The following is a 17,343-nucleotide window of genomic DNA, read 5'->3' on the forward strand; positions in this document are numbered from 1 at the left end:
CCGTGGCGGGATCGAAAAGCGTTCCGTGTGAAGACAGTCAGGCCGCGCGAGGATCCGACCACGCGGCGGTGGTGTGGATGTGACCGTTCCCGTCGATCAGGCGGGCCGCCAGGCCGTACTGCTCGAGCCAGCGCATCGCCCCGATGCCGCGGCGCAGGGCGGTCGCGCAGGCCGCGTCCGCCCACACCGCGTCCGCGGCGATGACGGTGGCTTCGGTCCACAACGAGGCCGGGAAGTGGTCCGTGCTGCGCGTCGACATGGCCGCACCGGCCGGGAGTTCGACGGTGCCCCCGCCGGGCAGATCGATCTGCCAGCCCCCGGCGGGACAGTTGCCGGCGGCGGCCATCGTCTCGCCCATGCGCACCATGGCACCGCATTCGAGGTCGCGGGCCACCGCGGCGGCCGCCCGGTCGACGGTGTCGGCCTTCGCGGTCTCGCTGATGTCCAGGCTTACTCCCCACGGGGTGAGCACGGTCTCCCCGTCGAGTTGCACGTCGAGGTAGGTGGGGACCGGATGGATCGGCGGCACCGCGGTGGCGTCGAACCCGGTGTCCTCGAGCCCGTCGTCGTCCGCCGACAGGGGGTCGACGACACCGTCGGTCATCCGGGCCGCCCACAGAGCCGAACGCAGCAGCACCGACAAGCGCGGGCTGACCTGCACCGGGATGCCCTGGGCGAGGTTCACGGCGTGGATCTCGGCATCGCCGCGCTGCGGGTTGCTGACCGCCTCGGAGTCGGCGACGACATCCCGCACGATCCGCTCGGCGTCGTGCAGGGCGTCGTACTCGGTCACGGCCAGCGTGACCCGCTCCCCCCACCCCCGCCATTCGCTGTATCTGATCATGACGGGCTCCACGCACGTTCGACGATCCGGTGACGATGTCTTCCAGTATGCCCCCGGTCACGCCCGGGTCAGAATCCCCGCCGTGTCGGTGCCGGTCGGCAGGGTGCCCAGCGCGATCCCCCAGTCGTGGTCGAGGCGGCTCGCGCAGAACGCGTCGGCGACGGCCGGATGCCCGTGCCGCACCAACTGGGCCCCCTGCAGCACGAGCGCCATGAGTTCGACGACCCGGCGCGCCCGGTACTCGACGTTCTCGAGGTCGGCGAGTTCCTTGCCGACGCGGGAGATCGCATCGTCGAGCCGGCGATCGGCGCCCTCGGCGAGCCGGACCTCGGCGAAGAACGCCTCGACGGTGTCCGGTTGCCTGATCATCGCGCGCAGTGCGTCGAGCGCGGCGACGTTGCCGGAGCCCTCCCAGATCGACATCAGGGGCGACTCCCGGAACAACCGCGGCATGCCCGATTCCTCCGCGTAGCCGTTGCCCCCGAGACATTCGAGCGCTTCGGCGGCGTGCGCCGGGGCCCGCTTGCACACCCAGTACTTGGTGACGGCGAGTGCGATGCGCCGCAGAGCCGCTTCCTGCGGGTCACCGGAGGCGCGGTCGGTCGCGCCGGCCAGCCGCATCATCATAGTGGTGGCGGCCTCGGATTCGACGACGAGATCGGCGAGCACGTTGCGCATGAGCGGCTGGTCGATCAGCAACGCGCCGAACGCTTTCCGATGACGGGCGTGGTGCACGGCGCGCAACGTCGCCATGCGCATGCCCGTCGAGGAACCGATGACGCAGTCGAGCCGGGTCATATTGACCATCTCGATGATGGTCGCGACGCCGCGGCCCTCGGGCCCGACGAGCCAGCCGGTCGCGCCCTGGTACTCGATCTCCGACGACGCGTTGGACTTGTTGCCGAGCTTGTCCTTGAGCCGCTGGATGTGGATGCGGTTGCGGGTGCCGTCGGGCAGCACGCGCGGGAGCAGGAAACAGCTCGGCCCGTGCTCGGTCTGCGCGAGCGTCAGGAACAGGTCCGACATCGGCGCCGACGTGAACCACTTGTGCCCGACGATCGTGTGGCTGCCGTCGGCGTTCGCCGTCGCGGTGGTGGTGTTGGCGCGCACGTCGGAGCCGCCCTGCTTCTCCGTCATGGACATGCCGGCGATCAGCCCGCGCTTCGAACTCGGTTCACGCAGACCGAAGTCGTAGTGGGGTGCGGCGAGCAGCGGCTCGTAGCGGTCGGCGAGTTCGGGGTTGTGCCGCAGCGCGGGGATCGCCGCATAGGTCATCGAAATCGGGCACATGTGCCCGGCGTCGGCCTGGCCCCACGCATAGAACTTCGCGGCGCGGGCGACGTGCGCGCCCGGTCGCGGATCGCGCCAGGGCGCGCCGTGGAGTCCGTGTTCGACGGCTACGGTCATCAGGTCGTGCCAGTGCGGATGGAACTCGACCTCGTCGATGCGGTTGCCGTACCGGTCGTGGGTGTGCAGCACGGGCGGGTACTCGTTGGCCAGACGCCCCCATTCCTGGGCGCGGACGCCGCCGGCGAGCACTCCGAGGGTGCGCACCTCGTCCTCGGCCCACGCGGCACCTTCGCGGCGCAGTCCCTCGAGCAGGGCCGCATCGTCGGCGGCGTCGTAGGGCACGAGGTCGGGGACCTGGTTGAACACCTCGTGGGTCGGCGGGAAGGTCGGGTTCATTGCGGGGCTCCCAGGGCTCGGAGGGCGAAGGCGACGAGGTCGGGGACGGTGCCGGTGGCGGCGGTCCCGGTGTGCAGGGGGTCGGTGAGCACTTCGCCGACCGCGCCAACGAGTGCGGCCGCGGCCAGGCCGGCGTCCTGGTCGGGAAACTCGCCGGTGGCGATGCCGTGGCCGATCGCGTCGGCGAACGCGGCCGCGAAGGCGCGGCGCAGCACGAGCCGTTCCGCGTCGAGCGCCGCGTCGACCGGTTCGGCGAGCAGGGTGTAGGCGAGCCGGGGGTTGCGCAGCGCCCGTTGCGCGAAGGTCTCGACCATCGCCGCGACCCTGCCGGTCGCGGATCCGGCGGCGGACGCGGCGGTGACGGCCTCGACCTCGCGGACGCACAGGTCACGGAAGATCCCGACCATCAGTTCGGACTTGTCGGTGTAGTGCCGGTAGACGGTGCCGGTGGCCACGCCGGCACGTTCGGCGACCGCGGCGATGGACAGCGCCCGGTAGCCGTGGTCGGACAGCAGCGCGATCGCGGCCGCGGCGATCGCGGCGCGCCGGTCTTCGAGTCGCTGCTCGACGGCAGCGGTACGACGGTAGGCCACGCAAGAATTGAACCCCAGTTCATCCCTTGGGTCAACGGTCGGCGCTACCGTCGAGTGCGTGAACCGGCTCAGCGTGGTGGACGAGATCTTCCTGCACCGGCACCGAGGTCTCGGTCTGCCGGTGGTCATGCAGGGGCTGTGGCGCAGCGACGACACCGTCGACCTGCCCCTGCTCATCTCCCTGCACGACGCCCTCGCGCGCGGCCCGCTCGGCCGGCGCGTGGTGCGCCCCCGCATGCCCGGCGCGCGGCCCCGTTTCGAACCGACCCTCGAATCCCGGCCACTGCACTACCCCGCCGACCCGATCCCCGTCGACGGCGTTCTCGCCTGGGCCGACCTGCAGGCCGAGGTCGACGTCGACCCGCAGCGGCGACCGGGCTGGGCCCTGGCCGCCGCCCCGGTCGCCGGTGGGGGCACCGTCGTCTCGCTCGTGTGCTCACACGTACTGGCCGACGCTCGCGGCCTGCTCGACGCGGTCACCGGCGCGCTCGCGGGCACGGCCGAGCCGCCGAGCCCCGACCACACCTCCGACGTGCGCGACGCCCTGCACCTCGTCCGACAGGTCGGTCGCGGCCTGCGCGGTGTGCACTACTCCCCCGCCTCCGGTACCGCACCCCCGCCCAGAACGGTCGCCGCCCGGCCGGTCACCGCGCTGCTCGACGTCGACGCCGAGCAGTGGGACCGGATCGCCGAGACCGACGGCGGCACCCCCAACGCGTTGTTCCTCGCCGTCGGCGCCGGCATCGCCCGGCGTGCGGGCGTGCCGTCGCCGGTGCGGATCGCGGTGCCCGTGGGCGCCGCCCCCGACACCGATGCCACCGCGAACGGCGTGTCCACCACCGAGGTCGTCGTCGGCGCGGCCGACACCCCCGCGCGGATCCGCGCCGCGGCGCGCGAGGCCTACCGGCGGCCGCGCGAGGGCGCACCCCACGGGATTCCCGACGAGATCCTCCAGCTGATGCCGGATCGGCTCGCCGCCCGGATGGCGGCAGGCGCCGGCGAGCGGGATGTGTTGTGTTCCAACATCGGACCGATTCCGGACAGCCTCACGACCTTCGGCCCACACCGCACCACCGGATTCGCCGCGCGGGCGATGCACCCCGGCCTGCCGGCGGCGCGGGCCACCACGTCGACGCGGCTGTCGGCGTACCTGTGCGCGCTCGGCGGGCACTACACGCTCGCCCTCGTCGCCCTCGACGGCGACCTGTTCCCGGACTCGACGGCCCTGCGCACCCACGCCGACGCCGAACTCGCCGCCCGCGGGCTGCAGGCGCGGTACTGGTGACGGTACAGAACTCAGATTCTTGCTTTTCGAGAGTATAGTTCTCACATTCGGGGACCACGGCGCCCGACACCACCGGGATCGGTCCGGCGGTCACGCAGACGGAGGAGGACGCAGACCATGCGGATCGGACCGAACGCGAGGCCGTCGTGACAACGGACGCGGGCGCAGCACCCTCGTCGTTCACGGGTACGGGCTCCGTGGCGCGTGCGGCGCAGTCCGTGCGCCGCGTCGCCGTGGCACTGCTGTCCGTGCGCCCGGACCTGCCGGAACTCGGCGACATCGCAGCAACGATCCACGGCCTCGCCGACGACCTCGGCACCCGGGCCTGCCCCGTGGACGAACGCGTCCACGGCATGAGCACCACCGAGCGGATCGTGCCGTACAGCCCCGTCGTGGGAACGGCCAACGCCGTCGCCCCGCCGCTCCTGCTGCGCCCTGCCGCGGCAACCGGAGACGGCCCCGATCTCGAGGGCACCGTCACGTTCTCCCCGGCGTACCAGGCGACGCCGGGCACGGTGCACGACGGGGCAGCCGCGATGGTGCTCGACGTGGCTCTGGCCGACGCCAACGTGCGGGCCGGGGTACCCGGCATGACCGTCGAACTCGTACTGCGCTTCCACCGCCCGCTCCCCGTCGACCGCGAACTGACGGTCCGGGCCTGGCACGACAGCGTCGACGGCCGGAAAGCCCGGTCCCACGGCGAGATCCGGTGGGGACCGCACCTGTGCGTGAGTGCCCGTGGACTGTTCGTCGTCGCACGAGGGGCCGCAGCACCGTGACCGACACCGATTCGACCGACACCGATTCGACCGAACATGCCCGCGCACAACAGCTCCGGAACGTCGTCGACGGCCTGCGCAGGCTGACGGATGTGCTTCTGCGCGTCGACGACGACGATCCCGCACTCGACGCCGCGGCCGCGGAGCTCGATCGGATCGCCGCGCTCGTGGAGCAGTCGAGCCCCGCGACCGGGTTCGGCACCGCACCCGACGGCAACGATCCGGTGTTCGGGCACCGGAACGCCCTCGCACCCCCGCTGACCCCGGCCGTGACCGACAGCGGAACGGTGTCCGCCACCGGGACCCTCGGCCTGGCGTATCAGGGGCCGCGGGGTCTGGTGCACGGTGGCGTCTCGGCACTGCTCCTCGACCACGTGCTCCACACCGCCGCCGACCGGTACGGTCCGGCGGTCCTCGACGAACTGACGGTGCGCTATCACCGGCCGGTCCCGCTGTTCGAGGCCGTGACCGTGACCTGCGGGCACACCGACCGGGGCGGTGCCGACCTCCGGGCGCGCGGCGAGATCACCGTGGACGGGAACGTCTCGGTGTCGGCTCAGGCCACTTACCGCGCGGGTCCCGGCAACTGTGACGGCCCGTCACGTACAGTTTCCACATGACGTCCGAGACCCTCGTCACACTCGCCGACGGCGCGGTCCGCGGCAGCCGCATCGGCGACCTCCTCTCGTGGCGGGGCATCCCGTATGCGGCACCGCCGGTCGGCCCGTTGCGGTTGCGGGCACCCCAACCGGTGCAGCCGTGGACCGGGGAACTCGACACGACCCGTTTCGGCAATGCCGCGTGCCAGGCCCCGCGCGGCGCTTTCACCGGCAGCCGGGAGCGCGCGACCATCGGCGAGGACTGCCTGACCCTCAACGTCCTCGCCCCCGCCGCCCGGTCGTCCCAGCCCCGCCCGGTGATGGTGTTCGTGCACGGCGGCGCCTACACGCTCGGCACGAGCGCACTGTCGATCTACGGTGGGCAGTCGCTGGTGCGGCGCGGCGACGTGATCTACGTGTCGCTCAACTACCGGCTCGGCAGCCTCGGCTACCTGGACTTCTCGGCGTTCTCGACACCCACCCGGAGATTCGACTCGAACCTGGGGCTCCGCGACCAGGTCGCCGCGCTCGAATGGGTGCAGCGCAACATCGCCGCATTCGGCGGCGACCCCGGCAACGTGACCGTCTTCGGCGAATCCGCGGGTGGCAACGCGGTCACCACACTCATGGCGACTCCCGCCGCGCGCGGCCTGTTCGCGCAGGCGATCGCGCAGAGTTCCGCGCCGAACCTGGTCGTCGAGGCGTCGCGTGCCGCCGGCTGGACGGCACGGTTCGTCGAACTGCTCGGCGCCGACGCCGACAGTGCGGCGGCCGCGCTCGACGCGGCCTCGCCCGCCGAACTCGGTCGCGCCGGCAACCGGCTGTCCGGTGAGACCCTGCGCGCGACCCCCGGCCTGCACGTGTTCGGGCCGGTCGTCGACGGCGACTTCCTGCCGACCGACCCGCTCGAGGCGTACGCATCCGGTGCGGCACATCGCGTTCCGCTGATCATCGGCACCAACGCCCGGGAAGGCGCCCTGTTCCCCCGTTTCCTCGATGCGCTGCCGACGAACCCCGACCGCATCGACCGGATGTTCTCGCTCACCGACGCATCGGCGCGCGACCGCGTCGTCGCGGCCTATCCGGGCTACCCGGCCGAACGCGCCGCGATCGACATCGGCGGCGACCTCACCTTCTGGTATCCGTCGATTCAGATCGCGCAGGCGCATTCCCGGTTCGCTCCCACCTACAGCTACCGCTTCGACTTCGCGCCCCGGCTCGCGCGGGTGGCCGGGTTCGACGCGACGCACGCCGTGGAACTGCTCTCGGTGTTCGATCAGGTGGACACGCCGCTGGGCCGGGCGTACACGGCGCTCGGCGGCCGGCGCGGGTTGCGTCTGGTCAGCGACGCCGTGCAGCGGCACTGGCTGCACTTCGCGCGCCACGGGGAGCCGCTGCCGTCGTGGCCGCGCTACGACGAACGGGACCGCGCGACGACGATCTTCGACGTGCCGACCCGTCTCGAGCACGATCCATGGAAGGAACGCCGCCTCGCGTGGGAGGGTTACGCGGGCTACCGCACCCCGGTGTCGCCCTAGCCGGTCACTTGGCGACGGTCAGCAGGAACGCGACGTCCTCGAGAGCGGACACGCTGTGCCGGCTCTGGGGGATCACCAGGAAATCCCCGGCCGACCCCTTCCACGACTGGTCCCCCGCGATCAGGGACAGCTGACCGCTCAGGACCTGGAGTGTCGCCTCACCAGGGCTGTCGTGCTCGCCGAGTTCGTGGCCGGCGAGCAGCGCGATCACCGTCTGCCGAAGATGCTTGGTGTGACCGCCGAGCACCGTCTGCGAACTTCGCCCGTTGCTCGAGGTGGCCGCGAGCTTCAGCTGCTGCCGGGCCATTGCGGTGAGGGAGAGCTTGTCCATGTTCGCAGTATGGCGCACCGCGAGGGCACGGCTGTCAGCTTCGCGAGTACCCGACCCAGCGGAAGGTGATTCCGTTGCGGGACTGCTGCCACGCTCCCGGATCGGTGACCGTCCACTCCGGCCCGATCGCGGGTGCGACCGCATCGCCGGCGCCGTCAACGCCGAGGTCGAGATCGACCTCGGTGACGAGCAACCGGGTCGCATGCGGCATGGCCTGAGCGTAGATCTGGCCGCCACCCATCACGACGGCGTCCTCGTCGGCGACCAGTCGCAGTGCGTCGTCGACACTCCCGGCGACCTCGGCTCCCTCGCCGGTCCAGCCCGGGTTCCGGGTGACGACGATGTTGCGGCGTCCCGGCAGCGGCCGGAACTTCGCGGGCAGCGAATCCCACGTGAGCCGGCCCATGACGACGGGCAGGCCCATCGTGGCTTCCTTGAAGAACGCCATGTCCTCGGGGATGTGCCACGGGATCGTCCCGTCCCGCCCGATGACGCCAGCGCGGGTCTGCGCCCAGATCAGGGTGAGCGTCCCGGTCACACCGCCACCGGCGCCTTGATCCCGGGGTGGTGCCGGTAGCCGACGACCTCGACGTCCTCGAACTCGTAGTCGAACAGCGAGTCGCGGCGGTTCAGCTTCAGTGTCGGGTACTCGTACGCCTCGCGACCGAGCTGCTCGGTGACCTGCTCGATGTGGTTGTCGTAGATGTGGCAGTCGCCGCCGGTCCAGATGAACTCGCCCACCTCGAGACCGGTCTGCTGCGCGACCATGTGGGTGAGCAGTGCGTAGCTGGCGATGTTGAACGGCACCCCGAGGAACAGGTCGGCGCTGCGCTGGTAGAGCTGGCAGCTGAGCTTGCCGTCGGCCACATAGAACTGGAAGAAGGCGTGGCAGGGCATCAGTGCCATGTCGTCGAGGTCGGCGACGTTCCACGCGGAGACGATCATGCGCCGCGAATCCGGGTTGTTGCGGATGGTGTCGAGCACCTGGCCGATCTGGTCGATGTGCTCCCCGTTCGGGGTGGGCCAGGACCGCCATTGCACGCCGTAGACGGGCCCGAGCTCGCCGTCGACGTCGGCCCATTCGTCCCAGATGGTGACGCCGTGCTCCCGCAACCACTGCACGTTCGAGTCGCCGCGCAGGAACCACAGCAGCTCGTACACGATGGACTTGAGGTGCACCTTCTTCGTGGTGATCAGCGGGAATCCCTGCGCGAGGTCGAAACGCATCTGATGCCCGAACAGGCTGCGCGTCCCGGTCCCGGTGCGGTCGGCCTTGGGGGTGCCGGTCTCGAGGACGAGGCGCAACAGGTCTTCGTACGGGGTCGGCACAGTCACGCCAGCAGTTTAGGCGGCTTCGCCGACAAGAGTTCAGGCGGCTTCGCCGCCCGTGTGCCTTTGTGGCGGCCGGAGCCGCCACATCGGCACACGAGCAGCCGTAGGCTGCCCATATGCCCGAACTCCCCGAGGTGGAGGCGCTGGCCGGGTTCCTGCGGGAACATGCGGTCGGATCGGTGGTGGGCCGCGTCGACGTCGCGTCGATCAGCGTGCTGCAGACCGCCGATCCGCCCATCACTGCGTTGCAGGGCCGCGATGTCACCGGCGCGCGCCGATTCGGCAAGTTCCTGTGCCTGGACTGCGGCGACCTCTCGCTGATCACCCACCTGTCGAGAGCCGGGTGGCTGCGCTGGATCGACGATCCGTCGCCCACCCCGCCACGACCCGGCAAGGGACCTCTCGCGCTGCGCGTGCACCTGTTCACGCCCGACGCGACGACGCCCGCCGTCGACCTCACCGAAGCCGGAACCCGCAAGCGTCTGGCCGTGTGGCTCGTCGACGATCCGCGGAAGGTCCCCGGCATCGCACGGCTGGGCCCCGACGCGCTCGACGTCACCGTGGACGACCTCGCGGCGCTGCTCGTCGGAAGCACGTCGAGACTCAAGACCGTCCTGGTGGACCAGTCCGTCATCGCCGGTATCGGCAACGCCTACTCCGACGAGATCCTGCACACCGCGCGACTGTCCCCGTTCGCGACCGCGGGACGCCTGAGCGACGACCAGGTCCACGCCCTGCACGACGCCCTGCACGCGACCCTCACCGACGCGGTCGCACGCTCCGCCGGGCAGGACGCGGCGCGCCTCAAGGGCGAGAAGCGTTCCGGGATGCGGGTGCATGCGCGCACCGGGATGCCGTGCCCGGTGTGCGGCGACACCGTCCGCCAGGTCGAGTACTCGGAGCGGTCCTTCCAGTACTGCCCGACCTGTCAGACCGGCGGCAGGATCCTCGCGGATCGAAAACTGTCTCGGCTGCTGAAGTAGCTTGCTGGGAGTGGACATCTCGACTCGGGTGCGGGAGGCGGTCCGCGTCCTCTCGCCCGGCTACTTCGCGTTCGTCATGGCCGGCGGCATCGTGTCGATCGGGCTGCATCTGAAGGACCATCGGGTGATGTCGACGGCCATGCTCGTCGTCGCGGCCGCCGGGTACGTGGTGCTCGTGGCTCTGTCGCTGTGGCGGCTCATCGCATTCCCCCGGGAGATGCGCGCGGACATGGCCGACTCGGGTCGCGCATTCGGATTCTTCACGTTCATCGCCGCCGGCAACGTCCTCGGTATCCGCCTGATCGCCGAGGGCCGGCATTCGACCGCGGCGGTGCTGCTCGTCGTGTCCGCCCTGACCTGGCTGGTGCTGGGTTACGTGATCCCGTGGACGGCAGTGCTCGGCACCACGCAGCGCCCCGTGCTCGCGAAGGCCAACGGCACGTGGTTCGTCTGGGTGGTCGCCAGCGAATCCGTCGCGATCGCCGCGGCGACCCTGCAACCGGTCTACGACGAGTTCGACCGGCTCCTGGCGGCAGTCGCCGTGTTCACCTGGGCCGTGGGCCTGTTCCTGTACGCCGCGGCCGGCATCTTCGTGGCCGCGCGGATGCTCCAGTATCCGCTGCGCCCCACCGACCTGACGGCGCCGTACTGGGTGTCGATGGGCGCCTGCTCGATCATCGTCGTCGCCGGTGCCCACATCGTGGAGATGGCCGACGCACCGATGGTCGACGCCACCCGCGGACTGATCGCGGGCCTGGCCGTCGTGATCTGGGCGTTCGCGACCTGGCTGTTCCCACCGTTGATCGCGGCGGGCTGGTGGCGCCACCGCGTCCACAAGGTCCCGTTGACGTACGACTCGTCGCTGTGGTCGATCGTGTTCCCGCTGGGCATGTACGCCGTCGCCGGGATCCATCTCGGCCGCGCCGACGATCTGCCTCTCGTCGGCATGGTCGGCAGCGTCGAACTGTGGGTCGCGGTCGCCGCGTGGGTCCTGGTTTTCGTGGCCATGGTCCACCGAATCTGGACGACATTGCTGCGGGGCGGGCACTCCACGACCGGCCGCACGGATCCGGCCTGATCCCCATCACCCGCCGATCGGCCCGCACCGTGCGGCTACCGTATCGGGTGTGAGCGTCGAACTGGTGGATACCGAGACGGTGCACGGCAGTCTGCATGTTCCCGACGGACCGTCGCGCGGTGCGGTCGCACTGACCCACGGTGCCGGCGGCACCCGGGACGCGGCGATCCTGCAGCGCGTGTGCGACCGTTTCGCCGAGCACGGGTTCCTGGCTCTGCGCTACGACCTGCCGTTCCGGCGGCGCAACCCGAAGGGTCCGCCGCAGCCGTCGCGGGCAGCGGAGGACCGTGCCGGGATCGCGGACGCCGCAGCTGCACTGCGCGATCGCACCGACGGACCGCTCCTGCTCGGCGGCGTCTCCTACGGCGGCCGGCAGACGTCGATGCTCGTCACGGAGCGGCCGGGAATCGCCGACGCGCTGGTACTGCTGTCGTATCCGCTGCACCCGCCGGGTAAGCCGGAGAAGGCCCGCATCGAGCATCTGCCGGACATCGCGGTGCCCACGGTGTTCGTCCACGGCGTCCGCGACCCGTTCGGAACGATCGACGAACTGCGGGAAGCGGCCACGCTGATCCCGGCGGCCACGGTACTCGTCGAAGTGCCTGCCGCCGGCCACGATCTGAGCCGCGCGAAGACCGATCCGTCGGCGGCGGCGGTCGCCGCGGCGTCGGAACTGCTGGAAGGTGCCCGATGAGCGACGCGACCGATTCGGCGATCGACAGCCTGCTGTCCGAGCTGCGCAGCCGGCTCGACGACACCGATACGCACCCGGCGACGTTGCGGGGCCTGCTCGAGGCGGTGCTCGTCGTCGGCTCGGGTCTCGAACTCGATTCGATGCTCCAGCGCATCGTGCAGACCGCGGTGTCGCTGCTCGACGCCCGGTACGGCGCGCTGGGTGTCCGCGCCGCGGACGGTGGCCTGTCCGAATTCGTGTACGAGGGAATCGATTCCGAGCAACGCAAGGGCATGGGTCACCTGCCGGAGGGACGCGGCATCCTCGGCCTGCTCATCAACGATCCGCGGCCGGTACGGCTCGCGGACCTGTCGACACCCCCCGCCTCGATCGGTTTCCCGCCGAACCACCCGCCGATGAAGAGCTTCCTCGGTACCCCGATCATGATCCGCGGCAAGGTGTTCGGCAGCATCTACCTCACCGAGAAGCTGGGCGCGCCGGCGTTCACCGAGGAGGACGAGGTCATCCTCAAGGTTCTCGCGACGTCGGCGGGCATGGCCGTCGACAACGCCCGGTTGTTCGAGGGCTCGCTCACCCGCGAACGTTGGCTGGCCGCGATGGCCTCGATCAACGCGCGCCTGCTCGTCGGTGGCTCGGTCGACGAGACGCTCGGGTTGCTGACCGGACAGGTCCGCGATCTCGCGCGCGGCGCAGGCGCGTTCGTCGTCCTCGTCGAGGGCTCCCATGGCAGCGTGTGCGCCGCATCCCCGGCCGCGCCGGCAACCGGTCAGGTCCGTATCGATCTCTCCGATTCGCCTGTGCTGGAGGCCCTCCGGTCGCGACGCCCGGTGCTGACCGACACCCTGACGAAACTGCCCTCGGCGGGTGCGGGCGACGCGGGCAGCGCGGTGGTGCTGCCGTTGTCGGCGACGTCCACGGTCACCGGCGTGCTGATCGTGACGCGTGCGCCCGGCACCGACCCGTGGGACGGCGAGGACGTCGCCCGTCTCGAATCGATGGCCAATCTTGCCGCGGTGGCGCTCGAATTCGCCGAGCAGCAACGCAAGCACCGCCTGCTCGACGTCCTCGCCGATCGCGACCGGATCGCACAAGATCTGCACGACAACGTGATTCAGCGGCTCTTCGCCACCGGCATGAGCCTGCAGAGCGCGATGGTCCCCGGGGCCGATCGCCAGCGGGTCACCGACGTGGTCCAGCACGCCGTCGAGCAGCTGGACCGGACCGTCCGCGAGATCCGCACCACCATCTTCGATCTGCACACCACGGGCGCCGCGGCATCGACGAGCCTGCGCCGGCGACTGCTCGACGTGGTCGGCGACCTGAGCATCCATTCGACCGTCGCCCCGAACGTGCAGTTCGCCGGGCCCATCGACACGCTGGTCCCGGACCGGATCCATCCGCACGCGGAAGCGGTGCTGCGGGAGGGGCTCAGCAACGCCCTGCGGCACTCTCAGTCCGACAACATCACCGTCGCAGTGACCGCCGACGACAGGTTCACCATCGAAATCGTCGACAACGGTACGGGTCTGCCGGTGACCTCGCACCGCAGCGGCCTGGCGAATCTGGAACGCCGGGCCGAGCAGTGCGCGGGCCTGTGCAGCGTCGGTCCCGGTCCGGACGGCGGCACCCGTGTGCTGTGGACGGTGCCGCTCTGACGGGTTCGCCCCGGCTGCCGCGCGAACGGATCCGCTAGGCGGGACCGTGCCCGCGTTCCTTGCGCAGCTCGGTCGCCAGCACCGCGGCCTGAGTGCGCCGCTGCATGCCGAGTTTCGACAACAGCCGCGAGACGTAGTTCTTGATCGTCTTCTCCGCCAGGAACAGTCGCTCCGCGATCTCCCGGTTGGTCAGACCCTCACCGATCAGCTCGAACACGGCGCGTTCCTGCTCGGACAGCTCCGCCAGCGGATCGGCGGTGCGGGACGCGCGGATGCGGTCCATGAGTGCGGCGGTGGCGCGGCTGTCGAGCAGCGACCCGCCCTCCCCGACGGTCCGGATCGCCGAAACCAGGTCGGTGCCGAGGATCTGCTTGAGCACGAACCCCGACGCCCCCGCCATGATCGCATCGAACAGCGCCTCGTCGTCGGCGTACGAGGTGAGCATCAGCGCACGCAGTTCCGGCATGCGCGCGCGCAGTTCGCGGCACAACTCGACGCCGTTGCCGTCGGGCAGTCGCACGTCGAGCACCGCCACCTCGGCTCCGCTACCCGGGACGCGCGCCAGCGCCTCCCCCACCGACGCCGCCTCACCCACGACGGTGAAATCCGGCACGCTGCTCAACAGATCGACCAGACCACGCCGGACGATCTCGTGATCGTCGACGAGAAACACGCGAGGCATCGGAGCCCCCCTTTCTTTTCGCACGGTCGGGTCCATCGTTCCAGTTCCCCGGAACCCGGGCGACGTCGGGCCGTTCGACGACTGTTTCGGGACCTTCGCCCACTGCGCGGAACACCGGCACCGGGCGATCCTCATGGAAACATCCTGTGACCTGCGCGAGGTGACCGACGAGACGAGGAGATCGACATGGCCGTCCCGACCGACACCTGGACCACCGGCGACACCGAGATCATCGCCCGAGCCGTCATCGAGGCACCGTCCATCCACGACACCCAGCCCTGGAACCTGCGTCTGCCCGGCCGTTCCGCGGAACTCGACGAACGGCTCGAATTCGCCGAACCGGGTCTCGATCCGCTACGGCCGGACCGGCTGATCTCGTGTGGCACCGCACTGGCGAACCTCGAACTGGGCATGCGGGTCCTCGGGTGGCGCACCCGCACCACCCTGTTGCCGGACCCGGAACGACCCGAGATGATCGCGCGGGTGGACGCTGTGGAGGTGCGGCCCCCGTCGGGCTCGGATCTACGGTTCTATGCGGCGATCTCGCACCGCCGCAGTCACCGCGAGTCGTTCGCGCGGATTCCCGTGGCGGCAGCGACCATCGCGGACGTGATGGCCGCGGTCGACGAGGTACCCGGCGTGCACGTTCGGCTGCTCGCGTCCGACGAGGCGCCGGTGCTTGCCGAGACGCTGACGTATTCGGCAGAGGAGGTCCGCCGCAATCCGCGCTACCAGCGCGAAATGTTCTCGTGGACGTCGCACTGGCAACCCGAGGGCATCACGGAGGTCGTCACCGACTGGGACGCCGGACTGGACGTGGGCGGCGCGGCCGGCAGGGCGCTGGTCACCACCGGTGTTCCCGACACCACCGCGCTCGCCGAGGCGATCGATCGGGAGTCGGTCCTCGTGTTCGCCACTGCCACAGGTGATCCGCTCGATCTGATCCGGGTGGGGATCGCCACCGAACGTGCGTGGCTGGCCGCGGTCGACGCCCGGCTCTCCGCATCGGTGCTGACCCACCCGCTGCGCGTCGAGGACTCGGCTGAGCGGTTCGCCGACCGGCTCGCGCTGCCCGGACGGCCCCAATTGATCATGCGCATCGGATACTGACCCCGATACAGGGAGATTTGCACTGTGACAAGAGCACTCACGGACATCGAACTGCTCCGCGAACTCGAGCCGGTCGCCGAGGACAACGTGAACCGGCACCTGTCGATGGCGAAGGACTGGCACCCACACGATTTCGTGCCCTGGGACGACGGCCGCAACTTCGCCGCGCTGGGCGGTGTCGACTGGGATCCGGAGCAGTCCGCTCTCGGTGAGACGGCGAAGGCCGCGATGATCACCAATCTGCTCACCGAGGACAACCTGCCGTCGTACCACCGTGAGATCGCCGAGCATTTCGGATTCGACGGCGCCTGGGGCACGTGGGTGGGACGGTGGACCGCCGAGGAGAACAAGCACTCCATCGTCATGCGCGACTACCTGGTGGTCACCCGCGGCGTCGACCCGGTGGCGCTCGAGAACGCGCGGATGGAGCACATGACGAACGGGTTCGCTCCGGGCGCCACGTCGATGCTCGATTCCGTGTCGTACGTGACCTTCCAGGAACTGGCCACGCGCGTCTCGCACCGCAACACCGGCAAGGCCTGTGGCGATCCGATCGCGGACCGGATGCTGGCACGCGTGGCCGCGGACGAGAACCTGCACATGATGTTCTATCGGAACATCGTCGAGGGCGCCCTGGACATCGCCCCCGATCAGGCCCTCGAGGCGGTCGTACGGGTCCTCACCCACTTCCGGATGCCGGGCGCGTCGATGGCGAACTTCCGGCGCAACGCGGTGCTCATCGCCAAGGGCGGAATCTACGATCTGCGTCAGCATCTCGACGAGGTCGTGCAGCCGGTGCTGCGCAAGTGGCGGATCTTCGAACGCACCGACTTCGGTGCGCGCGGCGAGGAACTGCGTGAGCAGCTCGACGCGTTCGTGGTGGATCTCGAGGATCGGGCGGCGCGGTTCGAGGAATCCCGCGACCGCGCGCTCGCACGGCAGGCCCGGCGCGGTCAGGAGGTCACCGCGTGAGTGCCCCGACCGAGAAGCCCACCGACGAGCTGTTCCGCTCGGTCCTGGAGATGGCTCGAACCGCCAAGCAGCAGAACACATCCGGATGGCTCCGCGCACGCTACGAGTCGGAACGCGCCGAGGACGTCGCCTATCTGACATCGATGATGCTGGGTGTTCTCATCGAGAACGACGCGATCCGTCGCGGCATCCATCCGGCGGACGTGTGGGCGCAATTGCGTGAGCGCGGGCTCGACGAGTTCGGCTGAATCCCGGCGCCGTCGAGGCGCGGTGGTGCGGACCAGGACATCCGCGGCAGCAGCGTTCCCGGAGCTTTCCGCGTACCGCACGAAAACGCCGTGGTGCTCATAGGATGACGCGATGAACCCTCAGCCGGATCTCTCCCCTTCCGTCACCGGACGCCGACTCTCCTACGCCGCCTTCGCCCTGGTCGTCGTGGTCTATCTCGCGATCATCCAGTTCGGCGGTCACTTCATCGCGGACTGGAGCGGTGAGGACGGCACGGTGACCACACGCGGGGTCGTCGTCACCATGGTGATCCCGCTCGGGCTGGCGCTGGCGTTCACCTACGGCGTGGTCGCGGCCCTCGGGTGGTGGCGTCCGGTGCTCCGGGACGACCGGCCGGTGAACCGCTGGGTGTGGTGCGTGCCGGTCGTCCTGCTGGTGGCGATCCTCGTCGGCATCGACTACGGCGCCCTCGCCGAGAAGGGCTGGCTGTTCGTGCTCGTGCTGCTCGTCGCGACCCAGTTCGTCGGGTGGGGTGAGGAGGGCATGTTCCGCGGCATCGGGGTGACGGTGCTGCGCAACCACGAACTGAGCGAGGGCAAGGTCGCACTGTGGTCGAGTCTGATCTTCGGCCTGGTTCATCTGTCGAACGTGTTCGGGCACGGCGCGTCCGCTGTGCCCCAGGCGATCCTCGTCAGTCTGGCCGGCTACTTCTTCTACCTCACCCGTCGGGTTTCCGGCAGCAACGCGCTGAACTCGGTGCTGCACGGACTGTTCGACTTCGCCCTGCTCAGCGGTTCCGCCGTCCTGCTCGACCAGCAGGGTTACGTCGGGGCCTTCGCACCGATCCTGGTGTATCCGGTCCTCGCGATCGTCCTGTTCGTCAAACGGCGGGACATCGAACCCAGGGATCCCCGCGACGACAGGACCGTGTCCCCCGTCTGAACGCGAACGGCC

Annotated in this window: 19 protein-coding genes; 12 read left to right on the forward strand and 7 right to left on the reverse strand. The window is 70.2% G+C overall.

Features of this window, described 5'->3' with window-relative positions; all coding sequences use genetic code 11:
* Positions 1-37: 37 nt before the first annotated feature.
* Genes A8G15_RS16120 through A8G15_RS16130 form a run of 3 tightly spaced genes read right to left on the reverse strand, consistent with a single transcriptional unit; the run spans position 38 to position 3,123 of the window.
* Positions 38-844, reverse strand: coding sequence for an FAD:protein FMN transferase (locus tag A8G15_RS16120; RefSeq protein ID WP_068161466.1), 807 nt, complete (start codon positions 842-844; stop codon positions 38-40).
* Positions 845-901: 57 nt separating this feature from the next.
* On the reverse strand, positions 902-2,530 hold the full coding sequence (locus tag A8G15_RS16125; RefSeq protein ID WP_068161468.1) for an acyl-CoA dehydrogenase family protein: 1,629 nt from the start codon (positions 2,528-2,530) through the stop codon (positions 902-904).
* Positions 2,527-3,123, reverse strand: a complete 597-nt coding sequence (locus A8G15_RS16130; protein ID WP_068161470.1) for a TetR/AcrR family transcriptional regulator — start codon at positions 3,121-3,123, stop codon at positions 2,527-2,529. The genes A8G15_RS16125 and A8G15_RS16130 overlap by 4 nt, the downstream gene beginning before the upstream one ends.
* A gap of 58 nt (positions 3,124-3,181) precedes the next feature.
* Here A8G15_RS16130 and A8G15_RS16135 point away from each other — a divergent pair, with 58 nt between their 5' ends.
* From A8G15_RS16135 to A8G15_RS16150, 4 genes are all read left to right on the forward strand, one after another.
* On the forward strand, positions 3,182-4,408 hold the full coding sequence (locus A8G15_RS16135; protein ID WP_068161477.1) for a hypothetical protein: 1,227 nt from the start codon (positions 3,182-3,184) through the stop codon (positions 4,406-4,408).
* 146 nt (positions 4,409-4,554) lie between these two features.
* On the forward strand, positions 4,555-5,187 hold the full coding sequence (locus A8G15_RS16140; protein ID WP_068161491.1) for a PaaI family thioesterase: 633 nt from the start codon (positions 4,555-4,557) through the stop codon (positions 5,185-5,187).
* Positions 5,184-5,807 carry a PaaI family thioesterase gene (locus A8G15_RS16145; RefSeq protein ID WP_068161493.1) on the forward strand — a complete coding sequence of 208 codons (624 nt, stop codon included), beginning with the start codon at positions 5,184-5,186 and terminating at the stop codon, positions 5,805-5,807. The genes A8G15_RS16140 and A8G15_RS16145 overlap by 4 nt, the downstream gene beginning before the upstream one ends.
* Positions 5,804-7,324 (forward strand): carboxylesterase/lipase family protein, encoded by a 1,521-nt coding sequence (locus tag A8G15_RS16150; RefSeq protein ID WP_068161494.1) that lies wholly within the window; start codon positions 5,804-5,806, stop codon positions 7,322-7,324. Before A8G15_RS16145 ends, A8G15_RS16150 begins: the two co-directional genes overlap by 4 nt.
* 4 nt (positions 7,325-7,328) lie before the next feature.
* Here the strand turns inward: A8G15_RS16150 and A8G15_RS16155 are convergent, their stop codons facing one another.
* From A8G15_RS16155 to A8G15_RS16165, 3 genes are read right to left on the reverse strand one after another with little or no spacing between them, the layout of a single operon-like run.
* Complete coding sequence (locus A8G15_RS16155; RefSeq protein ID WP_068161497.1) at positions 7,329-7,655, reverse strand: cupin domain-containing protein; 327 nt, start codon at positions 7,653-7,655, stop codon at positions 7,329-7,331.
* Between the two features lie 34 nt (positions 7,656-7,689).
* The gene (locus A8G15_RS16160; protein WP_068161500.1) at positions 7,690-8,193 is read right to left on the reverse strand and encodes a dihydrofolate reductase; all 504 of its coding nucleotides are present in this window, start codon (positions 8,191-8,193) and stop codon (positions 7,690-7,692) included.
* The gene (locus tag A8G15_RS16165; protein ID WP_068161503.1) at positions 8,190-8,990 is read right to left on the reverse strand and encodes a thymidylate synthase; all 801 of its coding nucleotides are present in this window, start codon (positions 8,988-8,990) and stop codon (positions 8,190-8,192) included. Before A8G15_RS16165 ends, A8G15_RS16160 begins: the two co-directional genes overlap by 4 nt.
* A gap of 113 nt (positions 8,991-9,103) precedes the next feature.
* On the opposite strand from A8G15_RS16165, the gene A8G15_RS16170 reads away from it, so the two are divergent.
* From A8G15_RS16170 to A8G15_RS16185, 4 genes are read left to right on the forward strand one after another with little or no spacing between them, the layout of a single operon-like run.
* Positions 9,104-9,970 (forward strand): Fpg/Nei family DNA glycosylase, encoded by an 867-nt coding sequence (locus tag A8G15_RS16170; protein WP_068161506.1) that lies wholly within the window; start codon positions 9,104-9,106, stop codon positions 9,968-9,970.
* Positions 9,971-9,980: 10 nt separating this feature from the next.
* Positions 9,981-11,048, forward strand: coding sequence for a tellurite resistance/C4-dicarboxylate transporter family protein (locus A8G15_RS16175; protein ID WP_068161509.1), 1,068 nt, complete (start codon positions 9,981-9,983; stop codon positions 11,046-11,048).
* A 49-nt stretch (positions 11,049-11,097) separates the two neighbouring features.
* Positions 11,098-11,742, forward strand: a complete 645-nt coding sequence (locus tag A8G15_RS16180) for an alpha/beta hydrolase family protein (protein WP_082899942.1) — start codon at positions 11,098-11,100, stop codon at positions 11,740-11,742.
* A complete protein-coding gene (locus tag A8G15_RS16185; RefSeq protein ID WP_068161515.1) occupies positions 11,739-13,397 on the forward strand; it encodes a sensor histidine kinase in 1,659 nt (552 codons plus the stop codon). The genes A8G15_RS16180 and A8G15_RS16185 overlap by 4 nt, the downstream gene beginning before the upstream one ends.
* Before the next feature lie 34 nt (positions 13,398-13,431).
* Here A8G15_RS16185 and A8G15_RS16190 read toward each other — a convergent pair whose 3' ends face one another.
* Entirely contained in the window at positions 13,432-14,079 is a 648-nt protein-coding gene (locus A8G15_RS16190) for a response regulator transcription factor (RefSeq protein ID WP_068161518.1), read from the reverse strand.
* Positions 14,080-14,265: 186 nt separating this feature from the next.
* Here A8G15_RS16190 and A8G15_RS16195 point away from each other — a divergent pair, with 186 nt between their 5' ends.
* From A8G15_RS16195 to A8G15_RS16210, 4 genes are all read left to right on the forward strand, one after another.
* On the forward strand, positions 14,266-15,189 hold the full coding sequence (locus tag A8G15_RS16195; RefSeq protein ID WP_068161522.1) for a nitroreductase family protein: 924 nt from the start codon (positions 14,266-14,268) through the stop codon (positions 15,187-15,189).
* Positions 15,190-15,213: 24 nt separating this feature from the next.
* Positions 15,214-16,161 carry an acyl-ACP desaturase gene (locus A8G15_RS16200; RefSeq protein ID WP_068161524.1) on the forward strand — a complete coding sequence of 316 codons (948 nt, stop codon included), beginning with the start codon at positions 15,214-15,216 and terminating at the stop codon, positions 16,159-16,161.
* The gene (locus A8G15_RS16205) at positions 16,158-16,409 is read left to right on the forward strand and encodes a hypothetical protein (protein WP_425415096.1); all 252 of its coding nucleotides are present in this window, start codon (positions 16,158-16,160) and stop codon (positions 16,407-16,409) included. Before A8G15_RS16200 ends, A8G15_RS16205 begins: the two co-directional genes overlap by 4 nt.
* 112 nt (positions 16,410-16,521) lie before the next feature.
* On the forward strand, positions 16,522-17,331 hold the full coding sequence (locus tag A8G15_RS16210; RefSeq protein ID WP_068161528.1) for a CPBP family intramembrane glutamic endopeptidase: 810 nt from the start codon (positions 16,522-16,524) through the stop codon (positions 17,329-17,331).
* Positions 17,332-17,343: the final 12 nt, after the last annotated feature.

The sequence above is a fragment of the Rhodococcus phenolicus genome (assembly GCF_001646785.1).
GTDB lineage: Bacteria > Actinomycetota > Actinomycetes > Mycobacteriales > Mycobacteriaceae > Rhodococcus > Rhodococcus phenolicus.

What these genes read in the sequence shown, in the direction of transcription:
- A8G15_RS16120 (WP_068161466.1), bottom strand. Translation starts at nt 844, where the DNA reads ATGATCAGATACAGCGAATGGCGGGGGTGGGGGGAGCGGGTCACGCTG.
- A8G15_RS16125 (WP_068161468.1), bottom strand. Translation starts at nt 2,530, where the DNA reads ATGAACCCGACCTTCCCGCCGACCCACGAGGTGTTCAACCAGGTCCCC.
- A8G15_RS16150 (WP_068161494.1), top strand. Translation starts at nt 5,804, where the DNA reads ATGACGTCCGAGACCCTCGTCACACTCGCCGACGGCGCGGTCCGCGGC.
- A8G15_RS16155 (WP_068161497.1), bottom strand. Translation starts at nt 7,655, where the DNA reads ATGGACAAGCTCTCCCTCACCGCAATGGCCCGGCAGCAGCTGAAGCTC.
- A8G15_RS16170 (WP_068161506.1), top strand. Translation starts at nt 9,104, where the DNA reads ATGCCCGAACTCCCCGAGGTGGAGGCGCTGGCCGGGTTCCTGCGGGAA.
- A8G15_RS16185 (WP_068161515.1), top strand. Translation starts at nt 11,739, where the DNA reads ATGAGCGACGCGACCGATTCGGCGATCGACAGCCTGCTGTCCGAGCTG.
- A8G15_RS16190 (WP_068161518.1), bottom strand. Translation starts at nt 14,079, where the DNA reads ATGCCTCGCGTGTTTCTCGTCGACGATCACGAGATCGTCCGGCGTGGT.
- A8G15_RS16195 (WP_068161522.1), top strand. Translation starts at nt 14,266, where the DNA reads ATGGCCGTCCCGACCGACACCTGGACCACCGGCGACACCGAGATCATC.
- A8G15_RS16210 (WP_068161528.1), top strand. Translation starts at nt 16,522, where the DNA reads ATGAACCCTCAGCCGGATCTCTCCCCTTCCGTCACCGGACGCCGACTC.